This window comes from Arthrobacter sp. SPG23 (genome assembly GCF_000876655.1).
Taxonomy (GTDB): domain Bacteria; phylum Actinomycetota; class Actinomycetes; order Actinomycetales; family Micrococcaceae; genus Arthrobacter.
Genome location: NZ_JYCN01000032.1, coordinates 34,247 through 57,316, shown reverse-complemented (window position 1 = coordinate 57,316; position 23,070 = coordinate 34,247). Strand labels below are relative to the sequence as shown.

The following is a 23,070-nucleotide window of genomic DNA, read 5'->3' as shown; positions in this document are numbered from 1 at the left end:
AAATATATGCCGAATCTGGAATGTATTCCAGATTCGGCATATATCCCAGCGAGATTGCGACGCTCAGATGAGCGGCAAGCAAGGAGACGGTATGGGCGCCACACATCTGCCCGCTACCGAGTTCGACGGAACCGGGGTAGACGACCAGCTCGAGGCGGAAGCCGAGGCCGTGCTGGGGGAACCTCCCACCCGGATGGTCCAGCTCCTGGGGCCGGACGGCACCCTCGGCGAGGACCCGGTCTTCTCCGCCTACGCCAGGCGCCTCGATGCTGACAAGCTCCGCGGTTTCTACGCGGACATGGCGGCCATCCGGCGGTTCGACCAAGAGGCAACCGCGCTCCAGCGGCAGGGCCAGCTGGCCCTCTGGGTACCGCTGACCGGCCAGGAAGCTGCCCAGATCGGTTCGGGACGGGCAAGCCAGCCGCAGGATTACATTTTCCCCACGTACCGCGAACACGGCGTGGCCCTGACCCGCAACGTTGACCTGGCCGAGCTGCTGCGCCAGTTCCGCGGGGTGTCCAACGGAGGCTGGAATCCCAAGGAGACCAACTTCCACCTTTACACCCTGGTCCTCGCAGCCCAGACTCCGCATGCCGTGGGCTATGCCATGGGCATCCAGCGGGACCAGAAGCTTGCAGCCGCCAACGCCACTCCCGGACAGCCGCAGGAGCCGAAGGCGGCGGTTATGGTCTACTTCGGCGACGGCGCCAGCTCCGAGGGCGACGTGCACGAATCCATGGTCTTCGCCTCGTCGTACAACGCCCCCGTGGTCTTTTTCTGCCAGAACAACCATTGGGCCATCTCGGTGCCTAGCACCGTGCAAACCCGCGTCCCTCTCGCCGACCGCGCCAAAGGCTACGGTTTCCCCGGCATCCGGGTGGACGGCAACGACGTCATCGCCGTGCATGCCGTCACGGAGTGGGCTTTGGAGCGCGCCCGTGAAGGAAAGAGCCCGGTGCTGATCGAGGCCTTCACGTACCGGGTCGGCGCCCACACCACGGCGGACGACCCCACCAAATACCGCGGCTCCGATGAGGAAGCCTTGTGGCGGGCAAAGGACCCCCTGGAACGGCTGGAGAAGTACCTCCGTGTCGAGGGCCTGGCTGACGACGCCTTCTTCGCCAAGGTCAAGGCCGACGGCGACGAACTCGCCGCCTACGTGCGCAAGACCACCCACGACCTCGAAACCCCGGATATCCGGACGGCATTCGCGAACACTTACGCTGAGGCCCACCCGCTGGTGGCCGAAGAGCTGGCCTGGTTCGAGGAGTACAGTGCAGGATTCGCTGATGAGGCGCACGCCGACGAGGCCGATACAGACGGGGTAGCCAACCGATGACCACCATGACCATCGCCAAGGCCATCAATGAGGGTCTGCGCGCGACGCTGAGCAACAACCCCCGCACCCTGCTCATGGGCGAGGACATCGGCCCGCTTGGCGGCGTCTACCGGGTGACCGACGGATTGTTCGGTGAATTCGGCGCCGACCGCGTCGTGGACACCCCGCTGGCCGAGTCCGGGATCATCGGAACCGCGATCGGACTTGCCCTCAGCGGCTACCTGCCGGTCTGCGAGATCCAGTTCGACGGCTTCGTTTTTCCGGGCTTCAACCAGATCACCACCCAGCTGGCCAAGATGCACGCACGCAGCAACGGAAACCTCACCGTGCCGGTCGTCATCCGCATTCCTTACGGCGGCGGCATCGGCTCGATCGAACACCACTCGGAGTCTCCGGAAGCTCTGTTCGCCCACACCGCCGGCCTGCGCATCATCACCCCCTCCAACCCCCATGACGCCTACTGGATGATCCAGCAGGCCGTCGACTGCCAGGACCCGGTGATCGTTTTCGAACCGAAACGGCGCTACTGGCTCAAGGGCGACGTCGACACCGAGACGCCCGGCGCTTCGGCGGACCCGTTCAAGGCCCACGTGCTGCGCGAAGGCACCGATGCCACCGTCGTCGCCTACGGTCCGCTGGTTCCGGTGGCCCTCGCCGCGGCCAACGCCGCCGCCGAGGACGGCCACAGCGTCGAAGTGATTGACCTGCGCTCCATCTCGCCGATCGACTTCGACACCGTCACCGACTCCGTCAAGAAGACGGGCCGCCTCATCGTGGCCCATGAGGCGCCGACGTTCGGCGGCATCGGCGGCGAAATCGCGGCGCGTGTGAGCGAGCGTGCGTTCCTGTCCCTCGAAGCCCCGGTGATCCGCGTGGGCGGCTTCCACATGCCCTACCCGGTGGCCAAGGTGGAAGAGGACTACCTGCCGGACATCGACCGCATCCTCGAGGCGCTGGACCGCGCCCTTGCCTACTGACAACTGCGTACTGACGACTGCCTGCTGACGACGCCTTCCAAACCGAGGACCCCATGACTGTAAACAAGTTCAACCTCCCCGATGTGGGCGAAGGACTCACCGAGGCCGAGATCGTTTCGTGGAACGTCAAGCCCGGTGACAGCGTCGCGATCAATGACATCCTGTGCGAAATCGAAACGGCCAAGTCCCTCGTGGAACTGCCCTCGCCCTTTGCAGGCACGGTCACCGAACTGCTCGTCCCCGTGGGGGTAACGGTCGACGTCGGAACTCCGATCATCAGCGTGACCGACGCCGTGAGCGGCGACCCCACGCCCGCGGATGCGCCTGTTCCGGCTGCCCCTGCAGCCCCGCCGGCGCCAGCCGCTCCCGCCGCTGGCGCCCCGATGTACGGGAAATTGTCCGAGGACGGGGACGAGGGCGGGTCGCCGGGTGAGCAGGGCGCACCCGAGGCAGGGAAAGCCGTGGGCCCCCTGGTGGGCTCGGGCCCCAAGGCCGACGCCGTCAAACGGCGCCCGCGCAAGGCCACGCCTGCCGCCGCGGTACGGCCAGCCTCGGCCGCCGCGCCCGCACTCGCCGCCGCTACCTCGCCGGTGGCGGAGCCCGCCCCTCTGGCGGAGCCCGTCGAGACCCAGGGCATCTGGATCAACGCCTCCGCACCGTCCACCGCCGACGCCGCCGACACCGGGGCTGCGTCCGCAGAAGGATCCGCACGCCCCACCCTGGGCGGTACCATCAGCGGCCTGGTGAACCGGGTCCTGGCCAAGCCGCCGGTGCGCAAGATCGCCCGCGACCTCGGAATCGACCTCGCGGACGTCGTCGCCACCGGCGCCCGCGGCGAGGTCACCCGCGAGGACCTGGTGAGCTACCAAGCCCAGCGCGACGCCGAAGTGGACAAGGCGGACACCTTCTGGGGCAAGTCCGGCCGGCCCCAGGACCAGCGCATCGAGCGGATTCCGGTCAAGGGTGTCCGCAAGGCCACTGCCAAGGCCATGGTGGAGTCCGCGTTCGCCGCCCCGCACGTGAGCATCTTCGTGGACGTCGACGCCAGCCGCACCATGGAGTTCGTCAAGCGGCTCAAGGTGTCGCGTGACTTCGAAGGCATCAAGGTCTCCCCGCTGCTGATCCTGGCCAAAGCTGTGATCTGGGCGGCCGCCCGCAACCCCAGCGTCAACGCCACGTGGGTGGACAGCGCCGACGGGAGCGACACAGCCGAGATCCACGTCAAGCACTTCATGAACCTGGGCATCGCAGCGGCAACCCCGCGCGGCCTGATGGTGCCGAACATCAAGAACGCCCAGGACCTCTCGCTCAAGGAACTGGCCCTGGCGCTCAACGAACTGGCCACCACCGCCCGCGCCGGCAAGACCCAGCCTGCCCAGATGCAGGGCGGCACCCTGACCGTCACCAACATCGGCGCCCTCGGCATCGACACCGGCACCCCGATCATCAACCCCGGCGAGGTGGCTATCGTGGCGTTCGGCACAATCAAGCAGAAGCCGTGGGTCCTCGACGGCGAAGTCATTCCGCGATGGATCACCACCCTGGGCGGGTCCTTCGACCACCGCGTGGTGGACGGCGACCTCTCGGCGCGCTTCATGGCCGACGTCGCGGCGATCCTTGAGGAGCCGGCGCTCCTGCTCGATTAGGACGTCAGGCGTCAAAAAAGGAACCCCGCCGCTGAAATTCCAGCGGCGGGGTTCCTTTGTGCCAAGTGGCGGAGTCAGCGGTGGCTTAGTAGGCGGGGTAGTTCGAGAGCATCTGGGCCAGGGCCGGATCGGAGGTCATCCCGCTCAGGGCGACCGCCGCTGCGATCATCATGCCGGAAAAGCCGGTGACGCACGCCGTCACTACCGCGAAGAACTTCCAGTCATCGCGCATGACGCTTCGGATAGTCTCCGGAAGATCCAGGCCGGGCGCGATCAGATTAGGGGCAGTGTCCGTCGAACCGTCGTCGAGGAACGCGATCACCCGGTCATTGGCGCGGTCCACCCGCATGGTGCTGATGTGGTTCCCGTGGCGGGCAAGAAGGATGTCGTGGCCTACCAGCTGGCGGCGTTGAAGAGTAAGAATGATGTTCCCCTGGGGTCGTCGGTACTCGGATGTCCGCACCATCGAGCACCTTCTAATTTTATCGCCGTAAACCGCGTGATTCCGCCGAAAAACGGGTGAGGCTGCCCACCAGGGGCAGTGACGCCGGTCAAGCCAGGGGCGCTGCATCCTTGACACGCCGAACTAGAGTGGCACCAGCTACCGTCACTTAGCGGAAGCTGCCCGAGCGGATCAAAGGAGATGTTGCGTGTTCTCAAGCCCTTTTTCGGATGTGGTCATCCCGGACCAAAGCATTTACGAGTACCTCTTCGGGGACCTCGCAGAAGCGGACCTGGACCGGACCGCCGTCGTGGACGGCAGCAGCGGTGCGCAAACCACCTACCGCGAGCTGCTCGAACAGATCGACGCTGTGGCGGGCGCCGTCTCCGCCCTGGGACTGGGGCCGAATGGGGTTGCCGCGATCCTCTGCCCCAACGTCCCGGCGTTCGCTGCCGTTTTCCACGGGCTGCTCCGTGCCGGTGCCACCATCACCACCATCAACTCGCTGTACACCGCCGATGAAATCACCCATCAGCTGCAGGACGCCGGGGCCAGCTGGCTGTTTACGGTATCCGCGCTGCTTCCGGGGGCCGAGGAAGCCGCTGAACGCGCCGGGATCCCGGCGGAGCGGCTCGTAGTGCTCGACGGCGCCGCCGGCCACCCGTCGCTGAAGGACCTGCTCACCGCCGGAGTGCGGGCTCCCGCGGTTTCCTTCGACCCGGCGACGCACGTAGCGGTGCTGCCGTACTCGTCCGGAACCACGGGGCGGCCCAAGGGCGTGAAGCTCAGCCACCGGAACCTCGTGGCCAACGTGGAACAGTCCCGCGGGCTGCTCAAGGTGGGTCCGCAGGACAGGCTGCTCGCCCTGCTGCCCTTTTTCCACATTTACGGCCTGACTGTCCTGCTGAACCTCGCCCTGCGGGAACGGGCATGCCTGGTCACCATGCCCCGCTTCGAGCTCGCCGAGTTCCTGCGCATCATCCAGGACCACCGATGCACGTACTTGTTCATCGCCCCGCCCGTGGCCGTGGCCCTGTCCAAGCATCCGCTGGTTGCCGAGTACGATCTCAGCTCCGTCCACACCACGCTGTCGGGCGCTGCGCCGCTGGACGGTGAACTCGGCGCGACGCTTGCCGAACGTCTCCAGTGCCGCGTGCTGCAGGGCTACGGGATGACCGAGATGAGTCCTGTGTCGCACCTGATCCCGGCGGATGCCCTGGACGTTCCGGTGAGCTCGGTGGGGTTCACGGTACCCAACATGGAATGCCGGCTGGTGGACCCCGCCACCGGCGAGGACATCGAGATCCCGGCAGAGGGAACCAGCGCTCCGGGCCATCTGCTGTGCCGCGGACCGAATGTCATGCTGGGATACCTCAACCGCCCGGATGAAACGGCGGACACCCTGGACGCGGACGGTTTCCTCCGCACCGGCGACATCGCCACGGTCCGCGCTGACGGAGTGGTGACCATTGTCGACCGGCTGAAGGAACTCATCAAATACAAGGGCTACCAGATCGCCCCGGCGGAACTTGAGGCGCTGCTGCTGTCGCACCCGGGCATCGCGGACGCCGCCGTGATCGGGACGCCCGACGCCGACGGCCAGGAAGTTCCGATGGCTTTCATCGTGCGCCAGCCGGGCAGGGAAGGGGACACGCTCGACGAAGCCGGCGTCATCGACTTCGTGGCCGCCAGGGTGGCGCCCTTCAAGAAGGTCCGCCGGGTGGAATTCATCGAGGCTGTGCCCAAGTCCGCCTCCGGCAAGATCCTGCGCAGGATGCTCAAGGCGGCCCAGTCGGCCTAGGAAGGCGCTAGTCGGCCACGTCCGTCTTCGCGATGTAGACGTCGCACGGTGCGTTGTGCGCCACGCTATTGGCGACGCTGCCCAGGACCCGGCCGAGCCCGCGCATCCGGCGGTTGCCCACCACGATCATGCGGGCGTCGAAGCGCTCGGCTTCCTTGATCAGGGCTTCCGCCGGCTTGCCCCGGGCCGCTGAGTAGGTGACCTTGAGGCCTTCCGTGCTCAGCCGTCCCGCAACGTCCTTGGCTACTTTCTCGGCCTCGCCGGCATCAGAGACAATGAACCGGTCACTGCCGCTGCCGTAAACCTCGGTGCGGTCGCTGTCGAACGCCGTCACCACGTGAAGGGTAGCCTCCAGGGACGCGGCAAGCCCTTGTGCTGTTTCCGCGGCCCGCATGGCAGTCTCACTGCCGTCAACGCCGACAACAATAATTCCGGTCATAGTCCTGCTCCTAAGGGATCGGTCAGCCTAATGGGAAGTGCCCGGCTGCGTGCGGTAATGATTCAGGCTACAGCGCCGCGATGGCGTCCCGCAGGACCGGCGCAAGCCGCCGCACGCCTTCGGCAATGATCTCGGGAGGAACGGCACTAAAAGCGAGGCGCAGCTTGTTGGACGGTTCGTCCGAATGCGTGAAGGCCGCTCCCGGGATGAACACGACGCCGGCGTCGATTGCCTTGCGCAGCAGCGGGTACGTGTCCACGCCCTCGGGCAGCGTTACCCAGACGAAGAAGCCGCCCTCGGGCCGGGTCCAGCTGAGCCCCTCCGGCATGTACTCTTCCAGGGCGGCGAGCATGGCCTCGCAGCGCTCGGCGTAGAGCCCGCGGTAGGTTTCGATCTGCGCTTTCCAGTCGTAGTCACGCAGGTAGGCCGAGACCAGCATCTGGTTCAGCGTCGACGGGCAGAGCGTCACGGCTTCGGACGCCAGGTAATAGCGGCGCTGGAGGTGCGCCGGCACCAGGGCCCAGCCAATCCGCAGCCCGGGGGCGAAAATTTTGGAGAACGAGCCCATATAGATGACATCGTCGGGATTGCCGGCCCGCAGGGGAGCCAGCGGCTTGCCGTCGAAGCGGAGCAGGCCGTACGGATTGTCTTCGAGGACCAGGATATTCGCCTTGCGGCATATATCGACGATTTGCTGCCGGCGTTCCTCAGCGAGCGTGATGCCGGACGGGTTGTTGAAGTTGGGAATCGTGTAGAGGAACTTGATGTTCTTGCCGGCGGTCTGGAGGGCGGCAATCCGGGCTTCCAGGAGATCGGGGACCAGGCCGTGCTGATCCATGGGAACCGTGGCCACCTCAACCTGGTACGCCTCGAAGGTATTCAGGGCGCCCACATAGGTGGGGTCTTCCACCAGCACTACGTCACCGGGGTTGCAGAACACCTTCGTGGCGACGTCCTGGGCTGATTGGGAACCCGCAGTGATCACTACGTTCCGGGGGTCCGCATCGAGGATGCCCTCTGCTGCCATCACCTCGCAGATCTGGGTGCGGAGCTCTTCGGTCCCCTGGCCGTTGCCGTACTGGAGTGCGGTCAAGCCCTGTTCGGCGATGATCTTCGCTGCCGTCTGGCCCAGCCGCTCGAGCGGCAGGGACTGCAGGTAGGGGCTGCCGCCGGCCAGCGACACCAGGCCCGGGCGGAGCGAGATGTCAAAGACGTCGCGGACGGCGGACTGCTTGATATTGGCTGCGCGCTCCGAGAAAAGTTCGTCGTGGCGGTGGGCGGACGTAGCCGCGCGTTCGATTGCGTCAATTGCTTCGGCCGGCAGGACATCGGCGGCGGCATCAAGTGTTTCGTGGGTCACATTCACAGGATACAGCCATATGTTGCCAATGAGGCAACGTTTGTTGATAAGTAGTTGCGAACCTTTCCGGGTGCACGCCCGAAGCTCCTTTACCTTGGGCGGCGCAGGGCATGGAATAGACCCATGACTTCGCACAGCCGCCTGGGACCCCTGACCGCCGCCTTCCACGCTCTGCACCAAGGCGCTGCGCCACTGGTCCTGGTGAATATCTGGGATGTGGCGTCTGCCCGGCTGGTGGAGGAGGCCGGGGCAGCGGCGCTGGCCACCTCCAGCTCGGCCCTCTCATGGAGCCTTGGCTTTCCGGACGGCAACCACCTGCCGCGCGAACTGGCCATGGCGGCCCTCCGTCGGATCGCTGCCTCCACTGCGCTCCCCGTCACCGCGGACATCGAGACCGGTTATGCCAGCCCCGGCGGCACCTTCGACGACGGTGAGCTTCGGGAAACCATCCGCAGCGTCCTGGCTGCCGGGGCGGTCGGCGTGAACTTCGAGGACTCCGGCGACGAACCGCTGACTGACGTAGCAGAACAGGCGCGCCGCATCGCCGTCGTCCGCCATGTGGCGGAAGAAGAGGGCGTTGACCTGTTTATCAACGCGCGCACCGACACCTACCTGTCCGGCCGTTTTGCGGACACCGCCTTCACGGAAACGATCCGACGTGCGGAGGCGTACCTGGCCGCCGGGGCCAACGGAATATTCGTGCCCGGGGTGCAGGACCTGCACGTGCTCCATGACCTGTCCCGGCGGGTTGGTGCGCCCTTGAATGCGCTCGCCGGCGTGGGTTCGCCCTCCGTGGGGGAACTGCACGACGCCGGCGTCCGCCGGGTCAGCATCGGTGGCAACACTGCCAAGGCTGCGTATGCCACCGTCTCCAGGGTGGCCGAAGACGTGCTCGGGGACGGCAACTGGTCCGAACTGGCCGGCGCCCGCAGCCACGAGGCCATGGATGAATTGTTCCGGCGCAGCTGACCATCAGAGTCGCCGTCCGTCCGGCGCGCCCTCGCGCCGGGGGGGTGATGCCTAGCGGAGGCTCAGGGCCTCCGCCAGCCGCCGCCCGTCCACGTAGATCTCCGCCCGCGCTGCGCCGACGGCAGACACGGCCGTGTGCGTAAGCTGCGCTTCCAGGCGGGGGATGTCGCAGGTGCCCCCGGGCCGGACCGTTCCGGTCAGGTTTACCACCACAGTGGTCCCGTCGAAGTAGGCGGACACGTAACTGAGTGTGGAGTCATCCAGGGAGTTGTAGAGTCCGTCCGGGGGATCGCCGCCGCCCAACAGGATTCCGAGGGCCGACTGAAGCGGTTCCTCCGCCGCCGTGGTGCTGTGGAAAACGGCCACCAGGCTGTCGTTGCAGCCGAACCGCACGCCGGTGCTGCCGCCGTCGTCCACTGCCACGAAGTACACCGGCGTCCCGCCGGGGAGCTTGCCGCGCAGCAGTGCCTTGCCCTCCGCGACCGGTTCCTCCGGCGCGGCCAGGCTCCCGGAGCCGGAGTTGCCCGAGCCGCCTGCCGCTGGAGTGCCCGACGCCGTACTGCCGGGGGCGCCTACCGCAGTGGAATCGTCAGTGGCCGCGGCGGCTTTGGAGCCTGCCTGCGCGGTGATGCTGCCGCCCGTCCTGGGTTTAGCCGCCATGCTGGAAGCGGCAGGGGCCGGCCCGGAGGGGGACGCCGCCGGGGGTGGGGCGTCGGCGCTGGTGGTCGCGGGAAATGGCGCCGGAAGGGGTTGTGGTTCCGGCATGAGGCCTGGCCTAACTGCCGGATTCTCCGGTGCCGGCCCAGACGTCGAGCACGAGCCGAGCCACAGTGGAAGAATCAACGCGGCCGCCGCCGCACATGCCCGGACCCCAGGCGTGAACTTCATGAACGCACCGCTCTTTCAGCTCTCGCACGTCCCCGTCTCCACGTTACGGCGGTGCGCCTGTGCACGGAATATATGCCGAGTGACGGTTCTGCGTCAGCTCGATCACGGAATGGTGACGCGCAAACGCCCCCGGCAGATGCCGGGGGCGTTGGGTGCGCTAAATGCGGTGAATCAGGCTGCTTTGGCGGCTGTTCCGGCATTTGCCAGGGCCTCGAAGACGCCCTTGATCTGCTCCACAACTTCGGCGTCGTCCTTGGGGTGGACTTCGGCGAAGCGGACCATGGAGCCGGGAACGGCCAGCTTGGCGTCCTCGAGCACCCGGGCGCCGGCGATGCCGACAGCCTTGCGGGCTTCATCCTGCGCCCAGACTCCGCCGTACTGGCCGAAAGCGGTCCCGACGACGGCGGTGGGCTTGCCGGCAAGGGCACCGGCACCAAACGGACGGGACAGCCAGTCAATCGCGTTCTTCAGCGACGCCGGCACGGTTCCGTTGTGCTCCGGCGTGACCAGCAGCAGGACGTCGGCCTCGTTGGCGGCGGCGCGCAGGGCTGCGGCGGCGGCCGGAACCTGGCCCTCGACGTCGATGTCCTCGTTGTAGAACGGGATGTTGCCCAGGCTTTCGTGGATAACAACTTCAACCTGGTCCGGCGCGTTCAGCTGGATGGCCTCGGCGAGCTTGTGGTTGGTGGATTCGGCGCGCAGGCTGCCGACCAGGGTGAGTACGGTGCTCTTGGACATGTGAACTCCTAGTTTCTGGCCGCGGGAGGGTCCGCAGGCTGGTTGATCATGGAGGCTGGTGAATGCCTTCACTCATGCTAAACGGACTACGGTCCGCATCTTATTCCCCGGACTAGAATAATTTCTGTGAGTCTCATCCCAATCCGCTCCGGATCGCCGTTGGCCGGGGAATCGGAACGCAGCGACGCCGCCCGTAACCGGGAGCTGCTTCTCAAGGCTGCCCGCGAACTCATTGAGGAGTGCGGGGCGGACGGCCTCACCATGGACCGCCTGGCCGAGCGGGCAGGCGTCGGCAAAGGCACCGTCTTCCGGCGGTTCGGCTCCCGGGCAGGGCTCATGATGACGCTGCTCAGCGATTCGGAGGCCGAGTTTCAGGGCCGGTTCATGTTCGGGCCGCCGCCGCTGGGCCCGGGCGCGCCGCCGCGGGACCGGCTCGTGGCGTTCGGTGCCGAGCGGATTTCCTATGTCCTGGAATACGGCGAGCTGGCCCGGGCTGCGGACTCCTCCGCCTACAACCGTTTCGACGTGCCGGCGGCCGTGCTCTGGCACCGGCATATCGAAATGCTCCTGCGGGCGGCCGGCGTGACCGCAGACCCCTGGCTGATGGCGATGTCCCTGAGCTCCACCCTGGATCCGGAGCGGCTGCTCTACGCGGTGCGGGTGCACCACGTAGCACCCGAGCGGCTCGCCGAGTCCTGGCGCGAACTGGTCACCCGCGTGGTGAGCTGTCCCGGCGGCGTTGCTGACCCGATGGCCCATACTTCCGCGGGCGACCGGTAATCCGCGGACCGCATCCGGGCCGCTCAAATCAATCATCGTGATTTATTCATAACGATCTGATACAGGCCGCCCGTGTTCCGCTTTGACGCACCTTGGCGGCCTCTGCATATGTGGTAGTTTCCTCTGGAATGTGACCCGCAACATAGTCCACAAGGACACGGCCCCCAGGGGCTCGCGGGCGGCCAGACACCCGCTGGCCATGATCCCGGATCGGCGGCGGACCCCCTGCCGGCTCGGGGGATGACGGAAGGATCGACTGCTGTGATTGCTGATATGACACCCGCCCGGGACGGCGCCTCCGAAGCGCCGCCGTCACTCCACGGCGTGGAACTGGCACCGGCGATCCTGAGCTAGGCAGACATGTTCCGTTACCTCGCCAAAAGGGCAGCCACCTACCTGCTCATGATCTTCCTGACCACGTCGGCGGGGTACTTCCTCGCCGTCAGCACGCTGCAGCCCGCGTTGCTGGAACAGGAACGGATCCCGCGGCCGACGCCCGAGCAGGTGGCAAACTCCTTTCGTCTCAAGGGCCTGGACCCGACGCTCAGCCCGTGGGAGCGCTACGTTGACTGGCTTACGGCGGTGGTCACGCGCTGGGACTGGGGCCGAAGCCCCAACGGCGCTTTCATCAACGCCGAGTTCGGGGACCGCGTATGGATCTCCACCCGGCTGTTCCTGGCCTCGATCGTCCTCACCCTGATCATCGGCGTGGCACTGGGCGTGTACACCGCCGCCCGGCAGTACAAGTTCCAGGACCGGGTGATTACGTCCTACAGCTACCTCGTGTACATCGTGCCCGCTCCGATCGCCTACTTCCTGGTGCAGCTCGGTGCCATCAACATCAACGAATCCATCGGCGAACGGATCTTCTTCGTCACCGGCATCTCCACTCCGGGGCTGGAAGGCAACGGCTGGGTCCAGTTCGTCGACATGGTGGCCCACTACGCGGTGCCAACGCTTGCCATCACCCTGGTGGGCTGGGGCACCTACCAGATCGCGCAGCGGCAGTACCTGCTGGACAACGTCAACGCGGACTTCGTCCGCACGGCCCGCGCCAAGGGGCTGACCCGGAACCAGGCCATCACCCGCCACGCCCTGCGCGTCTCGTTCATCCCGGTGGCGCAAAGCATCGCGTTCACTATTCCGGCCATCTTCGCCGGCGGGTTCTTTGCCGAGAAGATCTTCGCCTGGCCGGGCGTCGGATCGTGGAGCATCGACGCCATCGCGCTGCAGGACGTCAACGCGGCCACCGCCACCCTGGCTTACGGCTCACTAATCTTCGCGATCGGGGCCATCCTCGCGGACTTCGCCACCACGCTTGTCGACCCGAGAGTGCGGGTGCAGTAACCATGACCAACCTGAACGCCATCGACCCCGCCGCCGTTGCCGAGGAAGCCCGGATCGAAAACGACGACGTCGTGATCGCCAAGTCCGCGATCATCCTGCGGCGCTTCCTGCGGAACAAGACAGCTGTTGCCGGCCTGGTCATCTTCATCGCCCTTACGGTCTTCTCCTTCGTGGGAGGTTTCTTCTCCCCCTGGGACAAGGAAACCATCGACCCCTTCAATATCGGCATGCCGCCGTCCGCGGAGCACCTGCTGGGCACGTCCCAGGCGGGCATCGACCTCTACGCCCTGATGGTGGAAGGCACCCGGATCTCCATCCTCATCGGACTGGTGGTGGGGCTGGTCTCGGTGCTGATCGCTGCCGTCTACGGCTGCACCATGGCGTACTTCGGCGGCAAGGTGGACAAGGTCATGCTCTTTGTCCTCGAGGCCCTCATCATGATGCCGGCCCTGCTGGTGGTTGCGGTGGCCACGAGCGGCGGCGGCAACGGCCTCCGCGAGAACCTTCCCAGCTGGCTGCTGCTGATCATCGTGCTCCTGGTCTTCAGCTGGATGGGCACCGCCCGCCTGATCCGATCGCTCTCGATGTCGCTGATGCAGCGGGACTTCGTCAAGGCCGCCCAGTACATGGGCATCCCGGCCCGCCGGATCGTCTGGCGGCACCTGGTGCCCAACATCGGATCGCTGCTGGTCCTGGACGTCACCCGCGGCGTTACCGGCGCCATCCTGGCCGAGGTGGCGTTCTCGTTCATCGGCATCGGCATCAAGGTCCCGGATGTGAGCCTGGGTGTCCTCATCAACCAGGCAACCTCCCAGGTCCAGACGTTCCCGTGGATGTTCTGGGTTCCGCTCGTGGTGATGTTCCTGCTGACGGGTTCGCTGGCCATGATGAATGACGGCCTGCGGGACGCGTTCGACCCCAGCTCCAGCTCCGTTGGCAGCGCCAAAAAGACTGCAGGGAAGAAGGGCAAATGAGCAGCGAAACCACCGCCCGCACGGACATGATCGCGGAGCGCCTGCACGTGGCGGGGCTGCACGCACCGGGTGATGCCCCGGCGGATGCCGTCCTGTCCGTCCGTGACCTGAACGTCCGGTTCAACTCGGAGAACGGCGTGGTCCACGCGGTCCGCGGCGTCGACTTCGATCTCCTGCCCGGCAAGACGCTCGGCATCGTGGGAGAGTCCGGCTCGGGCAAGTCCGTGACCTCGCTGGCCATCATGGGCCTGCTCCCGGCAACGGCCGAGGTCACCGGCTCGGTGCGGTTGAACGGCACGGAACTGCTGGGCCTCAGCGACAAGGCCATGTGCCGGTACCGCGGCAACGACATCGCCATGGTCTTCCAGGACCCGCTCTCCTCCCTGACCCCCGTGTACACGGTGGGGCACCAGATCATCGAGGCACTGACGGTCCACCACCCGAAGATGAGCAAGCAGGCCAAGGAGGCGCGCGCCGTCGAACTTCTCGGCATGGTGGGCATTCCCAGCCCGAAGGACCGCCTGAAGGCGTTCCCGCACGAATTTTCCGGCGGCATGCGCCAGCGCGTCATGATCGCCATCGCGATCGCCAACAACCCGCGGGTACTCATCGCGGATGAGCCGACGACGGCCCTGGACGTCACCATCCAGGCGCAGGTCCTGGAGGTGCTGCACACAGCGCAGGAGGAGACCGGCGCCGCCGTCGTCATGATCACCCACGATCTGGGCGTGGTGGCCGGCATGGCGGACGACATCATGGTGATGTATGCGGGAAAGCCGGTGGAGACCGGCAGCGTGGACGACATCTACTACAGCCCGCGGATGCCCTACACCATGGGCCTGCTGGGCGCTGTGCCCCGCGTGGACGTTGCGGAAAAGTCCTCGCTGGTGCCCATCGAGGGCATTCCGCCGAACCTGATCCACACCCCCACAGGCTGTTCTTTCGCCCCGCGGTGCCCCCTCGTGAGCGACGCCTGCCTGCAGGGGGAACCGGAGCTGTGGCCGGTCAGCGGCCCCCTGGCAACCGGGAACGGCGTGGCCGGCAGCGGGGCCCACAAGGCGGCCTGCATCAAGACCGATTCGCTTGGCGCCGAAGTGGATGTCCATGAGATCTTCCAGGCCCCGGCCGTTCCGATCTCCCGGTTCGATGCTGTTCCTCGGCTTGAGCGCAGGACCGTCCTGGAACTGAGGGATGTCCGGAAGCACTTCCCGCTGCTGAAAGGTTCGCTCATCAAGCGGCGGATCGGCACGGTGAAGGCCGTGGACGGGCTGAGCTTCGATATCCGCGAGGGCGAGTGCTTCTCGATCGTGGGCGAGTCCGGCTGCGGGAAAACCACCACCCTGCTGGAAATCATGGAATTCCACAAGGACCAGGACGGCGAGGTGACCATCGGCGGGCTCAGCAACAAGGCGGACTCCGATGCCCGGACCAAGGCCGCCATGCGCAAGGAACTCCAGATGGTGTTCCAGGATCCCACCGGTGCCCTGGACCCGCGCTTCACGGTCTTCGAGGTCCTCTCCGAGCCGCTGGAAAACGCCGGCATGGCCAAGCCCGCGATCCGGAAACGCATCATGGAGCTGATGGAGCTGGTGGGCCTCCAGCCTGACCACGTCAACCGGTTCCCCAACCAGTTCTCCGGCGGCCAGCGGCAGCGCATCGGCATTGCCCGCGCGCTCGCCGTAAATCCCAAGCTGGTGGTCCTTGACGAGCCCGTGTCCGCGCTGGACGTGTCCGTGCAGGCCGGCGTGATCAACCTCCTGGACAAGCTGCGTGCGGAACTCGGCCTGAGCTACCTCATGGTGGCGCACGATCTCTCCGTGGTGCGCCACATCTCTAACCGCGTGGCCGTGATGTACCTGGGCAAGATCGTGGAAATCGGGGACGTGGACAGCGTCTTCGACAACCCGCGCCACCCCTACACCCGGGCACTCCTGTCCGCGATCCCGGTACCGGACCCGCAGCTGGAACGGACCCGCGAACGCATCATCCTGCAAGGGGACCTCCCGTCACCGCTGGATGCGCCCAAGGGCTGCAACTTCGCCACCCGCTGCCCGGTGTTCGCGGCGCTCCCTGCCGCAAAGCAGGAGAAATGCCGCACTCTTGAGCCTCCCTTGGAAACTGCCGCCGCTCCGCAAGCGGTCCGGGAGTCAGGCCAAGACGCCGACCAGCAGTTCGCCTGCTTCTTCCCGGACGGCGAACTCGACGCGGACATGCTTGTTGTCCACGAAAACCCATGACTTGCCCGATCTCCAAAGCACCAACTCTCGCACCAAAAAATGAAGGGAAAACCATGAAGAATCTGACCAAGATTGGCGGGGTGGCCGCCGTAACGGCAGCGCTCGCGCTTACCGGCTGTGGCGGAGGCGGGACCTCCTCGGGCCCCGAGGCAGGCAAGGGCCAGGAAGCCGGCAGCGACCTCACCAAGCTGATCAGCATCAACGCCAAGGATGCCAAGGGCCTGGAACCGGGCGGCACCGTGACGCTTCCGCTGGGCAACATCGGTCCGGACTTCAACGGCTTTTCCAACAACGGCAACAGCGCGGACAACACCGCCCTGCACCGCCCGATCGACCAGGCCGGCACCTGGGGCTGCTGGAACTTCGACTTCGACGGCACGGCGACGCCGAACAAGGACTTCTGCGAAGACGTCAAGAGCGAAGTCAAGGACGGCAAGCAGACCATCACCATCAAGGTGAACGAGAAAGCCTCCTACAACGACGGCACACCGATCGACGTCAAGGCCTTCCAGAACACCTGGAACATGCTCAAGGGCGAAAACAAGGACATCGACATCGTCAGCTCCGGCGCGTACGAGTTCGTTGATTCCGTGAAGGCCGGTTCCAATGACAAGGAAGTGGTGGTGACCACCACCCAGCCTGTCTACCCGCTGGATGCCCTCTTCACCGGCCTCATCCACCCGGCCGTGAACACGCCGGAGATCTTCAACACCGGCTTCACCGGCGACATGCACCCGGAATGGATGGCCGGACCCTTCAAGCTGGACAAGTACGACAGCGCCGCCAAGACAGTGACCCTGGCGCAGAACGACAAGTGGTGGGGCACCAAGCCGGTCCTGGACAAGGTTGTGTTCCGCCAACTGGAGAGCAGCGCCGCGATCGCAGCCTTCAAGAACGGTGAAATTGACGGCGTTTCCGCGAACACCATCACCCCGTACAAGCAGCTGGACGGCACCAAGGATTCCGAGATCCGCCGCGGCCAGCGCCTCTTCGCCGGCGGCCTGAACCTCAACGCCCAGAAGGCCCCGATGACGGACGTCGCCATCCGCAAGGCCATCTTCACCGCCGTGGACCGCGAAGCCCTGCGCAAGGTCCGCTTCAACGGGCTGAACTGGGAAGAAACCAGCTCCGGCTCGATGATGCTGCTGCCGTTCTCCAAGTACTACCAGGACAACTATCCGGCCACGGAATCCGGTGCCGATGCAGCCAAGAAGGTACTGACCGATGCCGGCTACAAGCCCAACGCGGCGGGCATCATGGAGAAGGACGGCGTACCGGCCGCCTTCAAGATCAGCAACTTCGGTGACGATCCCACCACCCTGGCATTCGTACAGACCCTGCAGAAGCAGCTCCAGGCCGGCGGCATGGACGTAGGCATTGACCAGCGTGCCTCCGCCGACTTCGGCAAGGTGCTGGGCAGCCGTGACTTCTTCCTGAGCGTCTCCGGCTACACCGTGGGTGCTGACGCAACGGACGCCGTCAAGCAGTTCTACGACTCCAAGACCAACGAAAACGAACTGGGCGACGCCGAACTGGATGCCGAGATCAAGAAGCTCAGCAGCATCGAGGACAATGCCGAGCGCAACAAGGCAGCCATGGAAGTTGAAAAGAAGCACATGGCCAAGTACTTCTCCATGGGCGTGGTGATGAACGGACCGCAGATCTCGTTCGTCCGCACAGGCCTGGCCAACTACGGACCGTCCCTGTTCAAGAGCCTGTCCCAGGTTCCGGACTGGACCACCATCGGCTGGGAAAAGAAGTAACAGCAGTCCAGTAATCCGGCGGGCGAAGCACCGCCAGGGCCGGCATCCCGTGATCTCTTCACTTGATCTGTTCACGCGGGTGCCGGCCTTCGCCGTCCCTGCTCCTCCCCTGGGACGCTCTCTCATTTCCTGCCTGTTCAGCGCCGGAAGTGGGAGAGCGTCCGGGGGGTAGCGTTGGTTCCATGACCACAGAAGCAGCTCCCGGTACCGGCCAAGGCAAGCCCGCAATCCGGACGGCGGTGGCCGGTTTCGGGTTGTCCGGCCGCGTGTTCCACGCCCCGCTGATTGCCGCCAATCCGGCATACTCTTTGGACGTCATTGCAACGTCCGACGCCGGCAGGCAGTCCGACGCCTCCGGCAGCTATCCGGCCGCGCGGCTCGTGAGCACTCCGGCCGACATCCTGGAGCTGGCCGGCGACCTTGACCTGCTGGTCCTCGGGACACCGCCGGCCACGCATTGCCCGCTGGCGAAGGCCGCGCTGGAGGCTGGGCTCGACGTCGTCGTTGACAAGCCTTTTGCGGTGCGCGGCGCCGAGGGGCAGGAACTTCTGGAGCTTGCCGCGCGACTGGGACGGGTGCTGACTGTGTTCCAGAACCGCCGCTGGGACGGCGACTACCTCACCGTGAAGGGGCTGGTGGACGGCGGCGCCCTAGGCAACGTGACCCGGTTCGAGTCCCGGTTTGAGCGTTGGTCCCCGGAAGTCTCCAAGGCGTGGAAAGCGGACGCCACCGCGGACGACGGCGGCGGGGTGCTTTTTGACCTCGGATCCCACCTCCTGGACCAGGCCCTGCAGTTGTTCGGACCCGCCACGGTGACGTACGCGGAACTCCGTGCCCGGCGGCAGGGAGAAAAGACCGACGACGACGTCTTCGTGGCACTGCAGCACGAATCCGGCGTGATCAGCCATCTCTGGATGAACATGCTGTGCGCCCAGCAGGGACCCCGCTACCGGCTTCTGGGGTCGGAAGGCGGCTTTACCAAACACGGCGTCGACCCGCAGGAGCCGTACATTGTGGCCGGGGGAGGGCCTCTGGACGAGGAATACGGTGTGGAGGACGCCGAATGGGCCGGATCGCTGGGGCGCGACGGACATCTGGACCGGCTGTCCACCGAGCGGGGAGCGTACCCGGAGTTCTACCGGATCCTTGCCGACAAAATCCACGACGGCGGCGCCACCTCGTCCCTGCCGCTACCAGTAGATCCGGCAGGCCCGATCGAAGTCCTCAAACTCATCGAACAAGCACGGGAACTGGCGACGCGCAGGGCTTAACCAAGACTGCGCTGAACGACAGACATCCGGCAGCGTGCGTCCAAGCGACGAAGGAGCGAGCACGCCGAGGATGTGTGTCGTCCAGCGCAGCAGGACGAACTAAAGGACTACGCGGAGACCAGTTCGTGCCAGTCGGCTACGAGCGGCAGGTTGTGCGCTTCGGAGACCGAGTGGTGCGCCACGTGGCCGGCGGCGATGTTGAGGCCGGAAGCCAGTGCCGGGTCCTTCTCGAACGCTGCCTTGACGCCCAGGTTGGCGAGGGCCACGCCGTAGCGCAGGGTCACGTTGGTGAGTGCGTAGGTGGAGGTGTTCGGGACCGCGCCGGGCATGTTGGCCACGCAGTAGAAGATCGTGTTGTGGACCTTGTACGTGGGTTCCTGGTGCGTGGTGGGGCGGGTGTCCTCGAAGCAGCCGCCCTGGTCCACGGCGATGTCCACGAGGACGGAGCCGGGCTTCATCCGGGCAACGAGCTCGTTGGTGACCAGCTTCGGGGCCTTGGCGCCCGGGATCAGGACGGAGCCGATCACCAGGTCCGCGTCAACGACGGACTTTTCGATCTCGTACTTGTTGGAGGCAACGGTCTTCAGGCGGCCCTGGTACTGGGCGTCGAGTTCACGCAGGCGGTTGATGTTGATGTCCAGGATGGTGACGTCCGCGCCGAGCCCCAGGGCCATCGCTGCGGCGTTGGTGCCGGCTACGCCGGCGCCGAGGACAACAACCTTGGCCGGGCGCACGCCCGGGACGCCGCCGAGCAGGACGCCCTTGCCGCCGGCGGGGGCCATCAGCGAGGTGGCGCCCACCTGGACGGACAGGCGGCCTGCGACCTCGGACATCGGGGCCAGGAGGGGAAGGGTGCGGCCTTCCTGGACGGTCTCGTAGGCGATCGCGGTGACGCCGGAGTTGATGAGCTCCCGGGTGAGTTCGGGCTCGGCGGCGAGGTGCAGGTAGGTGAAGAGGATCAGGCCCTTGCGGAAGCGGTGGTATTCCGCGGCGATGGGTTCCTTGACCTTCATGACCATGTCGGCGCGGGACCAGACGTCATCGGCTTCGGTGACGATCTCTGCGCCCGCGATGGCGTACTCCTCGTCCGTGATTCCTGAGCCCAGGCCTGCGCCGCGCTCCACCAGGACGGTGTGGCCGTGGGTGCGGAATTCGTGCACGCCAGCAGCGGTGATGGCTACGCGGAATTCGTTGTTCTTGATCTCTTTGGGGACGCCGATGATCATTTCTTGGGCTCCATTGTTGGTGGCCTTTGTGGGCCGAATGTGCGGGGGAACTGGTACTTCCAGAATAAATCCGGGTGTGAGGTAGCCGACAGGATGCCCCAGGGCTGGCAGGCGGGCCTCCGCGTGTTTCCGGGGTTTTTGGAATTCCCGCCTAGACATCTGTCGAGCCGCCAAGCGTCAGGTGTCGCCTGGTGTCCGTTCACGTTCCGGCGGCGACGGGCAGTAAGGTGGCAACCATGCACCAGCAGGATGTGGAACAGCTCGTGGAGCAGGTAGCCCTGAAGCTCGGACGGGGGCTGTCGCTCGAGGACCTCGACGGCGTCCTGCTCGCCTACAGCTCCAACCAGTCCCACGCGGACAGGGTCCGGGTGAATTTCCTGCTCAGCAAGCGCGTCCCGGCTGACGTGAAGGCCTGGCAGCTCTCGCACGGCATCGCGACGGCGGTGCGTCCCGTCGTCGTTCCTGCCAACGAGGAGCTGGGCATGCTGGGACGCGTCTGCGTCCCGCTGCTGGTCCGCGGTTTCCGCGTCGGATACCTCTGGGTGCAACAGGACATTGAAGACCAGAGCGCGACGGCGATCCTCACCCAGCTGCCCGGCGTCCGGGACGAGCTGGAGCTGCTGTCCGGGCTGCTGCTCGAGTCGAACACTGCCGAATCCGAGTTCCGGCGCCGCAGGGAACAGGAGTTCCTGAGCGCCTGCCGCGGCGAGGCCAATGCGGTGGCCGCGGTGGCCGGCTGGAAAGAAGTCCAGGGGCGCGGCCCCTGGCAGCTCGTCACGGTGCTCGACGCCGACGGCTGGGCCGAGGGCTCCGACCCCATTGCTTCAACGCTGATCCACCGGTCCTCGGCGCTGCAGGCCACGATCGGGGTGGACGCTGCGCTTTTCAGCGCCGGAACGGAAACCCACGCCGTGATCCTGTTCCGGGAATCCACCGGCCGTGCAGCCCACGCGCAGGTCCTGGTCCACTACCAGCTGGAACTCGCCAAGCGGTCCGGGCGGCCGGTGCACCGGATCATCCTCGGAACAAGCGAGGGCTTCGCGAAGCCCCGTGAACTGGCGGACGCCTACCTGCAGTCCAAACAGGCCGCGCAGGCAGCCGCAGTGGATCCCCAGCTGGGCGAACTGGTGGACTGCCGTGCCACGGGCGTCTATCAGCTGCTGGCGTCCGCCGGCGGCGGTGCCGGTGCCTGGGCCGACGCGGGGTCCGTCTACTGGCGCATGCTGGAAGACCATGACCGGAACGGTGAGCTCCTGCCCGTCCTGGAGCTCCTGTACGACAATGACGGTTCCGTGCAGGATGTTGCCACCAGGCTGCATCTGCACCGGAGCAGCATCTACAACCGGCTGGGCCGCATCAGGCAGGTCCTCGGCGTGGACCCGCTGAAGGGCATGGTCCGGCTGGAACTCCACGCTGCGCTCAAAGCCCGCCGCTGGTCCGGGCGGCCGAGGATCTAGCGCGCGCTCTTAATCCCCAAAGACCTTCCGGGCCAGGAATTCGTTGCGGAATTTGTGCTCCGGGTCCATCCGTTCGGCAAGGTCCTTGAAGTCGGCAAAGCGCGGGTAAAGCACGGCCACGGCGTCGGCTCCCGCATGGAACAGCTTGCCCCAGTGCGGCCGGGCGTGGAACGGCGCCAGTGCCTCCTCCATCACGGGGAGCACCTTCTCCACCTGGTCCTGCCGCTGCTTCCAGGTGAAATGGAACCCCACTGAATCCTGGCCGTACGCGGTGCTGAGCCAGAGCTTGTCCGCCGCCACGGTGCGGATCTCCGAGACGAGCAGCAGCGGGGTGATGCGGTCCGAAAGGGCGCGGAGCTCCCCGATGGCGGCCACAGCGTGTTCGCGGCGGACGAAGAATTCGCTTTGCAGTTCCTGGCCGCTGCTGGGCGTGAAGGCCATGCGGAAGTGCGCCAGCCGCTCTGACCAGGGCCCCGGGACCCCGAGCTGTTCCGTGCAGTTTTCGGCCGAGACCCCGGGCAGCGGGTGCCGGGCGGCGGCGGCCCGCGTCCCGCCGAAGAACGTGGCGCCGGCGAAGGCCCCGCGGGCGAACGCTGAATCAGCGCGGGCTGTGCCGGCGGCGCCACCGGCTGCCGGGCCGGAAACGCGGCTCTTGAGCCAGGCCTGCGCGACGGCGTCCCCGCTCCAGTCCGTAAACAGGCTGACGCTGTACGCGCTGGAGGTGGCGGCGTCGAAATTTCCCAGAACCGTCTCCCAGGGCAGGGCTTCAAAGACGTCCTGCCGCACGGTGAAGGTGGGTTCGATGTCCAGCGTCACCTTGGTGACGACGCCCAGGGCTCCGAGGCCGACGACGGCGCCGTCAAAGTCGGGCGAGCCGCCGCGGCTGAGGTGGTGGACTGTGCCGTCCGCTGCCACGATTTCCAGTGCTGCTACGGACGTTGCCAGGTTGCCGTTGGCGTCGCCGGAGCCGTGGGTTGCGGTGGCGACGGCTCCGGCGACGGAAATGTGCGGGAGGGAGGCGAGGTTGGGCAGTGCAAATCCGTTGTCCTCCAGCGTCTCCGCCAAGGTTCCGTAGCGGGTTCCGCCGGAGACCGTGACGGTGCCAGCTGCGGCGTCGATGCGGATGCCGGGGTCCAGGTCTTCGAGCGAGACCAGCGATCCGGGGGAGTCGGCGATGGCGTTGAACGAGTGCCGGGAGCCCAGGGCGCGGATTTTCGAGGCGCCAGCCACCACCTCCTGGACTTCCTCGAGGGTCCGGGGGCGACGAATCGAGGCGGCCGTGTACCTGTAATTTCCGGCCCAGTTCAGTTCCGGAGCGGAGTTGCCGGCTCCGGCGCTTCCGCTTTGCCCGGGCAGTTCGCTGACCTCAGTGCGCATTGCATCCCTTTCGCGCCGGACCACCGGGGGCATCGGCTG

General features: G+C 66.2%; 19 protein-coding genes. 12 read left to right on the top strand and 7 right to left on the bottom strand.

What is annotated here, in order from left to right:
* Positions 1 to 91: 91 nt before the first annotated feature.
* From pdhA to TV39_RS20840, 3 genes are read left to right on the top strand one after another with little or no spacing between them, the layout of a single operon-like run.
* A complete protein-coding gene (gene pdhA / locus TV39_RS20850) occupies positions 92 to 1,339 on the top strand; it encodes a pyruvate dehydrogenase (acetyl-transferring) E1 component subunit alpha (RefSeq protein WP_043485529.1) in 1,248 nt (415 codons plus the stop codon).
* Entirely contained in the window at positions 1,336 to 2,316 is a 981-nt protein-coding gene (locus TV39_RS20845) for an alpha-ketoacid dehydrogenase subunit beta (protein WP_043485527.1), read from the top strand. Before pdhA ends, TV39_RS20845 begins: the two co-directional genes overlap by 4 nt.
* A gap of 53 nt (positions 2,317 to 2,369) precedes the next feature.
* Complete coding sequence (locus tag TV39_RS20840; protein ID WP_043485525.1) at positions 2,370 to 3,962, top strand: dihydrolipoamide acetyltransferase family protein; 1,593 nt, start codon at positions 2,370 to 2,372, stop codon at positions 3,960 to 3,962.
* Between the two features lie 85 nt (positions 3,963 to 4,047).
* Here TV39_RS20840 and TV39_RS20835 read toward each other — a convergent pair whose 3' ends face one another.
* Positions 4,048 to 4,428 (bottom strand): hypothetical protein, encoded by a 381-nt coding sequence (locus TV39_RS20835; protein ID WP_082049933.1) that lies wholly within the window; start codon positions 4,426 to 4,428, stop codon positions 4,048 to 4,050.
* A gap of 184 nt (positions 4,429 to 4,612) precedes the next feature.
* Between TV39_RS20835 and TV39_RS20830 the strand changes: the two genes are divergently transcribed.
* Positions 4,613 to 6,205: an AMP-binding protein gene (locus TV39_RS20830; RefSeq protein ID WP_043485523.1), complete on the top strand. Its 1,593-nt coding sequence runs from the start codon at positions 4,613 to 4,615 to the stop codon at positions 6,203 to 6,205.
* A 7-nt stretch (positions 6,206 to 6,212) separates the two neighbouring features.
* Here TV39_RS20830 and TV39_RS20825 read toward each other — a convergent pair whose 3' ends face one another.
* Together TV39_RS20825 and TV39_RS20820 are read right to left on the bottom strand one after the other, a co-directional pair.
* On the bottom strand, positions 6,213 to 6,644 hold the full coding sequence (locus TV39_RS20825; protein WP_043485521.1) for a universal stress protein: 432 nt from the start codon (positions 6,642 to 6,644) through the stop codon (positions 6,213 to 6,215).
* Between the two features lie 67 nt (positions 6,645 to 6,711).
* Positions 6,712 to 8,004, bottom strand: a complete 1,293-nt coding sequence (locus TV39_RS20820) for an aminotransferase-like domain-containing protein (RefSeq protein ID WP_043485678.1) — start codon at positions 8,002 to 8,004, stop codon at positions 6,712 to 6,714.
* A gap of 123 nt (positions 8,005 to 8,127) precedes the next feature.
* Here TV39_RS20820 and TV39_RS20815 point away from each other — a divergent pair, with 123 nt between their 5' ends.
* The gene (locus TV39_RS20815) at positions 8,128 to 8,973 is read left to right on the top strand and encodes an isocitrate lyase/PEP mutase family protein (protein ID WP_043485519.1); all 846 of its coding nucleotides are present in this window, start codon (positions 8,128 to 8,130) and stop codon (positions 8,971 to 8,973) included.
* Positions 8,974 to 9,024: 51 nt separating this feature from the next.
* Here TV39_RS20815 and TV39_RS20810 read toward each other — a convergent pair whose 3' ends face one another.
* Together TV39_RS20810 and TV39_RS20805 are read right to left on the bottom strand one after the other, a co-directional pair.
* On the bottom strand, positions 9,025 to 9,633 hold the full coding sequence (locus tag TV39_RS20810) for a GerMN domain-containing protein (RefSeq protein ID WP_144406495.1): 609 nt from the start codon (positions 9,631 to 9,633) through the stop codon (positions 9,025 to 9,027).
* A gap of 399 nt (positions 9,634 to 10,032) precedes the next feature.
* A complete protein-coding gene (locus TV39_RS20805) occupies positions 10,033 to 10,599 on the bottom strand; it encodes an NAD(P)H-dependent oxidoreductase (protein WP_043485516.1) in 567 nt (188 codons plus the stop codon).
* A 126-nt stretch (positions 10,600 to 10,725) separates the two neighbouring features.
* On the opposite strand from TV39_RS20805, the gene TV39_RS20800 reads away from it, so the two are divergent.
* The 6 genes from TV39_RS20800 (at position 10,726) to TV39_RS20775 (ending at position 18,971) form a co-directional block, all read left to right on the top strand.
* A complete protein-coding gene (locus TV39_RS20800) occupies positions 10,726 to 11,379 on the top strand; it encodes a TetR/AcrR family transcriptional regulator (protein WP_043485514.1) in 654 nt (217 codons plus the stop codon).
* 360 nt (positions 11,380 to 11,739) lie between these two features.
* Positions 11,740 to 12,726: an ABC transporter permease gene (locus tag TV39_RS20795; RefSeq protein ID WP_043485512.1), complete on the top strand. Its 987-nt coding sequence runs from the start codon at positions 11,740 to 11,742 to the stop codon at positions 12,724 to 12,726.
* A 2-nt stretch (positions 12,727 to 12,728) separates the two neighbouring features.
* A complete protein-coding gene (locus tag TV39_RS20790) occupies positions 12,729 to 13,700 on the top strand; it encodes an ABC transporter permease (protein ID WP_043485511.1) in 972 nt (323 codons plus the stop codon).
* Positions 13,697 to 15,937 (top strand): dipeptide ABC transporter ATP-binding protein, encoded by a 2,241-nt coding sequence (locus tag TV39_RS20785; protein WP_043485509.1) that lies wholly within the window; start codon positions 13,697 to 13,699, stop codon positions 15,935 to 15,937. The genes TV39_RS20790 and TV39_RS20785 overlap by 4 nt, the downstream gene beginning before the upstream one ends.
* 53 nt (positions 15,938 to 15,990) lie before the next feature.
* Positions 15,991 to 17,700 carry an ABC transporter family substrate-binding protein gene (locus TV39_RS20780; RefSeq protein WP_043485507.1) on the top strand — a complete coding sequence of 570 codons (1,710 nt, stop codon included), beginning with the start codon at positions 15,991 to 15,993 and terminating at the stop codon, positions 17,698 to 17,700.
* A 182-nt stretch (positions 17,701 to 17,882) separates the two neighbouring features.
* Positions 17,883 to 18,971, top strand: a complete 1,089-nt coding sequence (locus TV39_RS20775) for a Gfo/Idh/MocA family protein (protein ID WP_043485505.1) — start codon at positions 17,883 to 17,885, stop codon at positions 18,969 to 18,971.
* Between the two features lie 107 nt (positions 18,972 to 19,078).
* Here TV39_RS20775 and ald read toward each other — a convergent pair whose 3' ends face one another.
* Positions 19,079 to 20,197 (bottom strand): alanine dehydrogenase, encoded by a 1,119-nt coding sequence (ald, locus tag TV39_RS20770; RefSeq protein WP_043485503.1) that lies wholly within the window; start codon positions 20,195 to 20,197, stop codon positions 19,079 to 19,081.
* Positions 20,198 to 20,433: 236 nt separating this feature from the next.
* Here ald and TV39_RS20765 point away from each other — a divergent pair, with 236 nt between their 5' ends.
* The gene (locus TV39_RS20765) at positions 20,434 to 21,654 is read left to right on the top strand and encodes a PucR family transcriptional regulator (protein ID WP_043485500.1); all 1,221 of its coding nucleotides are present in this window, start codon (positions 20,434 to 20,436) and stop codon (positions 21,652 to 21,654) included.
* Positions 21,655 to 21,663: 9 nt separating this feature from the next.
* Here TV39_RS20765 and TV39_RS20760 read toward each other — a convergent pair whose 3' ends face one another.
* On the bottom strand, positions 21,664 to 23,031 hold the full coding sequence (locus TV39_RS20760) for an FAD-binding protein (protein ID WP_235347469.1): 1,368 nt from the start codon (positions 23,029 to 23,031) through the stop codon (positions 21,664 to 21,666).
* Positions 23,032 to 23,070: the final 39 nt, after the last annotated feature.

Bases quoted from the DNA above. Each gene is read 5' to 3' on its own strand.
- pdhA (WP_043485529.1), top strand. From the start codon at position 92: ATGGGCGCCACACATCTGCCCGCTACCGAGTTCGACGGAACCGGGGTA.
- TV39_RS20845 (WP_043485527.1), top strand. From the start codon at position 1,336: ATGACCACCATGACCATCGCCAAGGCCATCAATGAGGGTCTGCGCGCG.
- TV39_RS20840 (WP_043485525.1), top strand. From the start codon at position 2,370: ATGACTGTAAACAAGTTCAACCTCCCCGATGTGGGCGAAGGACTCACC.
- TV39_RS20835 (WP_082049933.1), bottom strand. From the start codon at position 4,428: ATGGTGCGGACATCCGAGTACCGACGACCCCAGGGGAACATCATTCTT.
- TV39_RS20825 (WP_043485521.1), bottom strand. From the start codon at position 6,644: ATGACCGGAATTATTGTTGTCGGCGTTGACGGCAGTGAGACTGCCATG.
- TV39_RS20815 (WP_043485519.1), top strand. From the start codon at position 8,128: ATGACTTCGCACAGCCGCCTGGGACCCCTGACCGCCGCCTTCCACGCT.
- TV39_RS20810 (WP_144406495.1), bottom strand. From the start codon at position 9,633: ATGGCGGCTAAACCCAGGACGGGCGGCAGCATCACCGCGCAGGCAGGC.
- TV39_RS20805 (WP_043485516.1), bottom strand. From the start codon at position 10,599: ATGTCCAAGAGCACCGTACTCACCCTGGTCGGCAGCCTGCGCGCCGAA.
- TV39_RS20795 (WP_043485512.1), top strand. From the start codon at position 11,740: ATGTTCCGTTACCTCGCCAAAAGGGCAGCCACCTACCTGCTCATGATC.
- TV39_RS20790 (WP_043485511.1), top strand. From the start codon at position 12,729: ATGACCAACCTGAACGCCATCGACCCCGCCGCCGTTGCCGAGGAAGCC.
- TV39_RS20785 (WP_043485509.1), top strand. From the start codon at position 13,697: ATGAGCAGCGAAACCACCGCCCGCACGGACATGATCGCGGAGCGCCTG.
- TV39_RS20780 (WP_043485507.1), top strand. From the start codon at position 15,991: ATGAAGAATCTGACCAAGATTGGCGGGGTGGCCGCCGTAACGGCAGCG.
- TV39_RS20775 (WP_043485505.1), top strand. From the start codon at position 17,883: ATGACCACAGAAGCAGCTCCCGGTACCGGCCAAGGCAAGCCCGCAATC.
- ald (WP_043485503.1), bottom strand. From the start codon at position 20,197: ATGATCATCGGCGTCCCCAAAGAGATCAAGAACAACGAATTCCGCGTA.
- TV39_RS20765 (WP_043485500.1), top strand. From the start codon at position 20,434: ATGCACCAGCAGGATGTGGAACAGCTCGTGGAGCAGGTAGCCCTGAAG.
- TV39_RS20760 (WP_235347469.1), bottom strand. From the start codon at position 23,031: ATGCGCACTGAGGTCAGCGAACTGCCCGGGCAAAGCGGAAGCGCCGGA.